Genomic DNA, 5,377 nt, shown 5'->3' on the forward strand with positions numbered 1-5,377 from the left:
CCCGGCCAATTTCAAGAAGATGATCGCCGCGGCGGTCAAGGCGTTCCCCAACTTCAAGGTGGCGGCGACGACGCTGCGCAACGCCAAGACCGCCTCGTTCAACGACTGGGGCGCGGTGCTCTACGCCGGCGGCCAGTTCTACGCAGCGCCGTTGCGCGAGAACCTCGAGATCTACGACCGCGTCGGCGGCGGCGACGGCTTCGCTTCGGGTCTGGCCTACGCATTCCTCGAAGGCAAGGGGCCGCAGGCCGCGGTCGAATACGGCGCCGCCCACGGCGCGCTGGCGATGACCACCCCGGGCGACACTTCGATGGTCAACGTCAAGGAGGTCGAAGCGATCATGAAGGGCAAGGGCGCAAGGGTGATCCGATAATTCCCGCTGGAGGGCGGGCGGTTCGTACGCGTCCGAGAGGCGCCGCCTTGTTCACGGACCACAAAAAGCATCCGCTCAACAAGGCGCTATACGTCTTTCTTTCCGATGACGCGCGCGAACCTTTTCGTGTCCCTCACTGAACCGCTTCGCAGCGCGCAGACGACCGTCAAGCAGAACAGGCCCGTGCTCGCGTCATCCAGGTTCTGCTCGGGCATTCCAAGTTCGACACGACTGCGCTTTACGTTCGGGCCGCGACGAGGATGATGCAGGCGTTGGCGTCGCTGCTCCGCGATTGCATTGCAGGCGCGTCCGATTCCTTTGTGAGGCGGCACACTCGGCTCGGAATCTCCTGGAAAACCGAGGGGGCTTTTTGTCCCACCCAACCCCGTATGCGCTTGATTCCGGCCAGTTAGGGCATCCCCTTCCGGAGCGCCACCCCGACAACCTCTCCGTGCGCCCATGATCCGCCGACGTGGATGTCGCGATTGCCCCGCGATTGCAAAATCGCTGGGGGCGCGTGGGCGCAAAGTCTGCACAAAACTGACGACAGAAATGTGTCCCATTGTCCTCTAAATCATTGACGTCACTTAGTTGATCGACTTCTCTTGACCGCGCCATTTCAACAGACGGCGGCCCCTCGGGCCGCCGTCTGTATTTGGGGGCTGAAGGCGCGGCCGGCGGTCGCGCCCCGCACCTGATCGGGCGAGCGGAAAGAGACGCTTCCATGAGGCCGACGGCGCCCTGGGTCGGCGGGGCCGGGTTCGGACCCGCCGCCGTGGAGCGCGCGCCGGCGGTCGCGGCGCACGCCAAACCGAAGGCGCTCGCCAAGGCGATTTGGTTCGGCTAGGCCTGGATCCGCCGCCCGCCGACCGTGAAGGAGCCCCCGCCTCAATGAAGGACAGCCTGAAGCCGGGGCTTCGCGCCACCCTCACCATGCGGGTCGCGCCGGAAATGCTGGTGCCCCGCCTGGCGGGCCTCTTTGCCAACTTTGGCGACATGCCCGAGGTGCTGGCGACGATGGCGATGGTCGGCTTCGTCGAGTCGGCCTGCCTGAAATGCGTGAGCGGCCATCTCGACGCGAGCGAGCACAGTGTCGGCATCCATGTCGACGTCTCCCATGTCGCGGCGACGCCCGTCGGCATGCAGGTGCGCGCCGAAGTCGAACTCGTCGCCGTCGAGGGCCGCCGGCTGACCTTCGCCGTCAAGGTCTTCGACGAAGGCGGGCTGGTCGGCGAAGGCCGCCACCAGCGCGCGGTGATCGCCGTCGCGCGCTTCCGCGAACGCGTGCAGGCGAAGGCGGACGGCGCGCGCCCAGCGGCCTCGTGAACGCAGTTCTCGATTTGCGTTTGGCGCCTCTAAGCGCAGTCGGCGACCGCGCCGACGCTCTCGGCGAGCGCGTCTACAAGACGGCGGCGAGCGATTCGGCGGATTGCGCTTTCGATCTCATGGAAGCGTCTTTTTCCGCAGTCGAGAGGCTGTCAAGGGCGCGCTTTCAGCGCGCCGCCGCAGGCGGGCTTCGCCCCTTGACAGCCTCTCGACTGCGGAAGTTTTGGTTTCCATGAACTCGACGGCGCCCCATGGTCGGCGGAGGCCGAGCTGCGGATCAGCAATCCCGCCCCGTTCCCGCGCCCCGCCCTTGCCTGTACAACGCGCGCATGAGCCAGTTCGCCACCATCCTCAGGGTCCGCACCCGCGGCCGCGGCCTCTATGAGTTCACCGGCGACCTCGTCGAATGGGTCGAGGCGCGTGGGCTTGAGACTGGGCTGCTGACCCTGTTCTGCCGCCACACCTCGGCCTCGCTGCTGATCCAGGAGAACGCCGCGCCGGCGGTGCGCGACGACCTCGAGGCGTTCTTCGAACTCCTCGCGCCCGAGGGCAAGGGCCGCTATTCCCACGACGACGAGGGGCCTGACGACATGCCGGCCCATATCCGCGCCGCCCTGACCGCCGTCAGCCTGTCGATCCCGATCGTCGCCGGCCGGCTGGCGCTCGGGACCTGGCAGGGCGTCTACCTGTTCGAGCACCGCCGCGCCCCGCATCTGCGCGAGGTCGCCGCGCATTTGCTCGGGCCCTGAGTTCAGTTCACGGACTGAGATCAGCCGGCGTTGTTAGATCGACGAGGCCTCCGACCATCATTGCGAGCGACAGCGACGCGATCCAGACGAAGCCGCCGCCCCGATCCCCAAGTCTGGATCGCGCGCCTGCGCGGCGACGATCATGTCTTTCTGATTATCGGAATTCATCGTATGATGTGTCTTCGGTCAGAAGAAAACACACGACGGCGATGGCGAAGCGCGCGGCGAAACGAAATGGGCGCCAAGCCCTTGAAATCCCACCAAACGGCGAAGCCGCGGGTTTCGCCGCGGTTGCGTTTCGCGGCCAAAAGCGGTCGAAAACGCTGCGGCCCGTTTCGCTCCCGCTTCGTTTCGTTTCGCTTCATTTCGCCGCGACGCCCGGCGCGGGCGCCCCGTCCCTACTCCACCGGCGCCGGCTTGACCGTGAACGGTCCGGGCGGCGGCGGCGCGGCGGCCTTGTCGAGCCGGGGCTTGAGCGCGCCGGTGACGCGGCCGGTCTCGGAAACCCAGCCGACCGGCGCCGGAACGGTCGGGCCATTGCCCGGCCCGGCGACGATATGGACGACGCGATAGCCGCGCTTCTTCAGCTCGGCGAGAAAAGCGGGCATCATCTCGGCCGTCCAGGGGCGGTTGTCGTGGAACAGCAGCATGCCGCGGCCGGCCTTTTCCAGCCGGCCCATGATCAGCTTCAGCTCCTCCTCGGGCTTCATCGGAACCCAGTCGGACGCCCACAGGTCGGTGCCGAAGATCGCGACATTGTTGTCGGCGAACCAGGTCCTGAGGTCGGCGGTGTCGGCGAAGCCGGGAAAGCGGAAGAACGGCGCGTGCAGCTTGAGCTTGCCGAGGTCGGTCGGCTCGCCGGCGGCGAAATCCTGGCCGTAGGCGTCGCGTTCGACCGCGATCATGCCCTTCAGAATGTCGGCGCGCGCCGCCGACTCGCTCATGAAGGTCAGCGTCGGCTGCGGATGGGTATAGGTGTGGCTGGCGACGGTATGGCCCTCCTCGACCTCGCGTCGCGCCAACGCCGGCTGCTCGTCGAGCTTGCGGCCGATGGCGAAGAAGGTCGCGCGCACGCATTGGTCGGCGAGCGCCTTCAACACCAGCGGCGTCGTGCGCTCGTCCGGGCCGTCGTCGAAGGTGAGGATCACTTCGTGATTGGCGAGCGGGATCGCGGCGGGATAGGTCTTCAGCCCGATCAACAACCCGCCTTCGGTGCCCACTTCGGCGACGCGCGACGTGCCGAGCTTGTCCGGCCCGCATTCGGCCGCCGCGGCGGCGTTGGCGAACGCGAGGGCGGCGAGGCCAGTCGAGAGGTTGCGGAGCCATGGTCCCATGCGACAAGGCTTGCCGCGCCGGCGCGGCGATGGTCAAGCGACGCAGCGGTCGCGCGCCGACGCCCTCGCCGTTCGAGACGCCGGCTTCGCCGGCTCCTCACGGTGAGGGCGCCTCCACCCGCAGTCAAAGACGACGAAAATTTAATCTCTAGTACGATCTCCCTCATCGTGAGGAGCGCCGCCTTGGCGGCGCGTCTCGAACGATGAGCCGCACCGACGCTCCGCGGCCCGCGGACCGAGAATCGCCTTTTAACGAATCGTTACCCCGACCGCCCTAGTTTGCGCTAAACGTCTGGCGACGCCTTGTTCAGGCCGTTCGTCAGCCGCCTCGCGTTTCTCTCGCCAGAGCCAATGACCCGACCCGCTCGCGTTTCACCCCGTTCTCTCGCCAGCTTCGGCTGGCTTGCCGCGCTGACGCTCGCGCTGGCCGGCTGCGGCGGCGGCGGCGGCGCGGACATGCTCGGCTTCGACGACGGCTATCCCAAACCGACCGACTATCCGATCCACGGCATCGACGTCTCCAAATACCAGGGGACGATCGACTGGAACGCGGTGGCGAGCAGCGGCGTCAAGTTCGCCTGGATCAAGGCGACCGAAGGCGGCGACCATGTCGACGAGCGCTTCCAGGCCAACTGGCAGGGCGCGAAGCTCGCCGGCATTCCCCACGGCGCCTATCACTTCATGTACTGGTGCCGGAAGCCGATCGAGGAAGCGACCTGGTTCGAGGAGAACGTGCCGGTCGAGGCCGACGCGCTGCCCCCGGTGCTCGACGTCGAGCCGACGCCCGACTCGCGCACCTGTCGCCGCCGCCTCGAACACGACCAGACGATCGCCGATATGAAAGTGGTGCTCGACGAAATGGAGCGCCACTTCGGCAAGCGGCCGATCATCTACACCAACATCGAATTCTACAACGCGATCCTCGCCGGCGGCGCCTTCGCCGACTATCCGATTTGGGTGCGCTCGACCAAACACAATCCGGCGATGCGCTACAGCGACCGCGACTGGCAGTTCTGGCAATACCAGGCAGACGGAATCGTGCCGGGCATCGACGGCGAAGTCGACCGCAACGTCTTCGACGGCGATCAGAAGCAATGGCGGGCGTTCCTCGACGGGGCGAACCCGGCGGCGCAAGACGTCGCGACGTCCCCCGCGCCCGCGCAACCGTCGACGCAGGCGGCTCTCTCGCCGCCGCAACCGATCGGATCCGCGAACCAGACCACGCCGAATTGAGGCTCGGCGCGGCTGCGCCGGAAACGGCGAAGCCAGGAGCAAGTCCGACATGGCCTGCATCGAGCGACGCTTGAGCGAAATGGGCCTTGTCCTGCCGGCGCCGCTGAAGACGCCGGCCGGGCGGCTGCCGTTCGCCATGGCGCGCATCGTCGGCGCGCGCGTGCTGATCGCCGGCCACGGCCCGCTCAATCCCCGCGTCCGCGCCTGGACGCGCGTCTTCGGCATGGTCAACGTCGCGCCGGGATTTAACGACACGCCGAGCGTGATCAACGGTTTCTCCGACTTGATCCTCGAGCTTTACGGCCCCGAGGTCGGCGCCCACGCCCGCTCCGCCGTCGGCATGGCCGAGCTGCCGTTCAACA

At 67.2% G+C, this 5,377-nt stretch carries 7 protein-coding genes; 6 read left to right on the forward strand and 1 reads right to left on the reverse strand.

Annotation, left to right across the window (positions count from 1 at the left end; genetic code table 11):
• From ABSF49_RS19810 to ABSF49_RS19825, 4 genes are all read left to right on the forward strand, one after another.
• Positions 1 to 373 (forward strand): PfkB family carbohydrate kinase (locus tag ABSF49_RS19810; RefSeq protein ID WP_424114356.1); only part of this gene is annotated, 373 nt, incomplete at its 5' end.
• Between the two features lie 724 nt (positions 374 to 1,097).
• Positions 1,098 to 1,220 carry a hypothetical protein gene (locus tag ABSF49_RS19815; RefSeq protein ID WP_424114357.1) on the forward strand — a complete coding sequence of 41 codons (123 nt, stop codon included), beginning with the start codon at positions 1,098 to 1,100 and terminating at the stop codon, positions 1,218 to 1,220.
• A 44-nt stretch (positions 1,221 to 1,264) separates the two neighbouring features.
• Entirely contained in the window at positions 1,265 to 1,699 is a 435-nt protein-coding gene (locus ABSF49_RS19820) for a thioesterase family protein (RefSeq protein WP_424114358.1), read from the forward strand.
• A 329-nt stretch (positions 1,700 to 2,028) separates the two neighbouring features.
• Positions 2,029 to 2,448, forward strand: a complete 420-nt coding sequence (locus ABSF49_RS19825; RefSeq protein ID WP_424114359.1) for a secondary thiamine-phosphate synthase enzyme YjbQ — start codon at positions 2,029 to 2,031, stop codon at positions 2,446 to 2,448.
• 398 nt (positions 2,449 to 2,846) lie between these two features.
• On the opposite strand, the gene ABSF49_RS19830 is transcribed toward ABSF49_RS19825, so the two are convergent.
• Positions 2,847 to 3,782, reverse strand: coding sequence for a polysaccharide deacetylase family protein (locus ABSF49_RS19830; protein WP_424114360.1), 936 nt, complete (start codon positions 3,780 to 3,782; stop codon positions 2,847 to 2,849).
• Between the two features lie 351 nt (positions 3,783 to 4,133).
• On the opposite strand from ABSF49_RS19830, the gene ABSF49_RS19835 reads away from it, so the two are divergent.
• Positions 4,134 to 5,015: a glycoside hydrolase family 25 protein gene (locus ABSF49_RS19835; RefSeq protein WP_424114361.1), complete on the forward strand. Its 882-nt coding sequence runs from the start codon at positions 4,134 to 4,136 to the stop codon at positions 5,013 to 5,015.
• Between the two features lie 79 nt (positions 5,016 to 5,094).
• Positions 5,095 to 5,377: RidA family protein (locus ABSF49_RS19840; RefSeq protein ID WP_424114362.1), on the forward strand; the 283-nt coding region annotated here is incomplete at its 3' end.

This window comes from Roseiarcus sp. (assembly GCF_049514155.1).
Classification (GTDB): domain Bacteria; phylum Pseudomonadota; class Alphaproteobacteria; order Rhizobiales; family Beijerinckiaceae; genus Roseiarcus.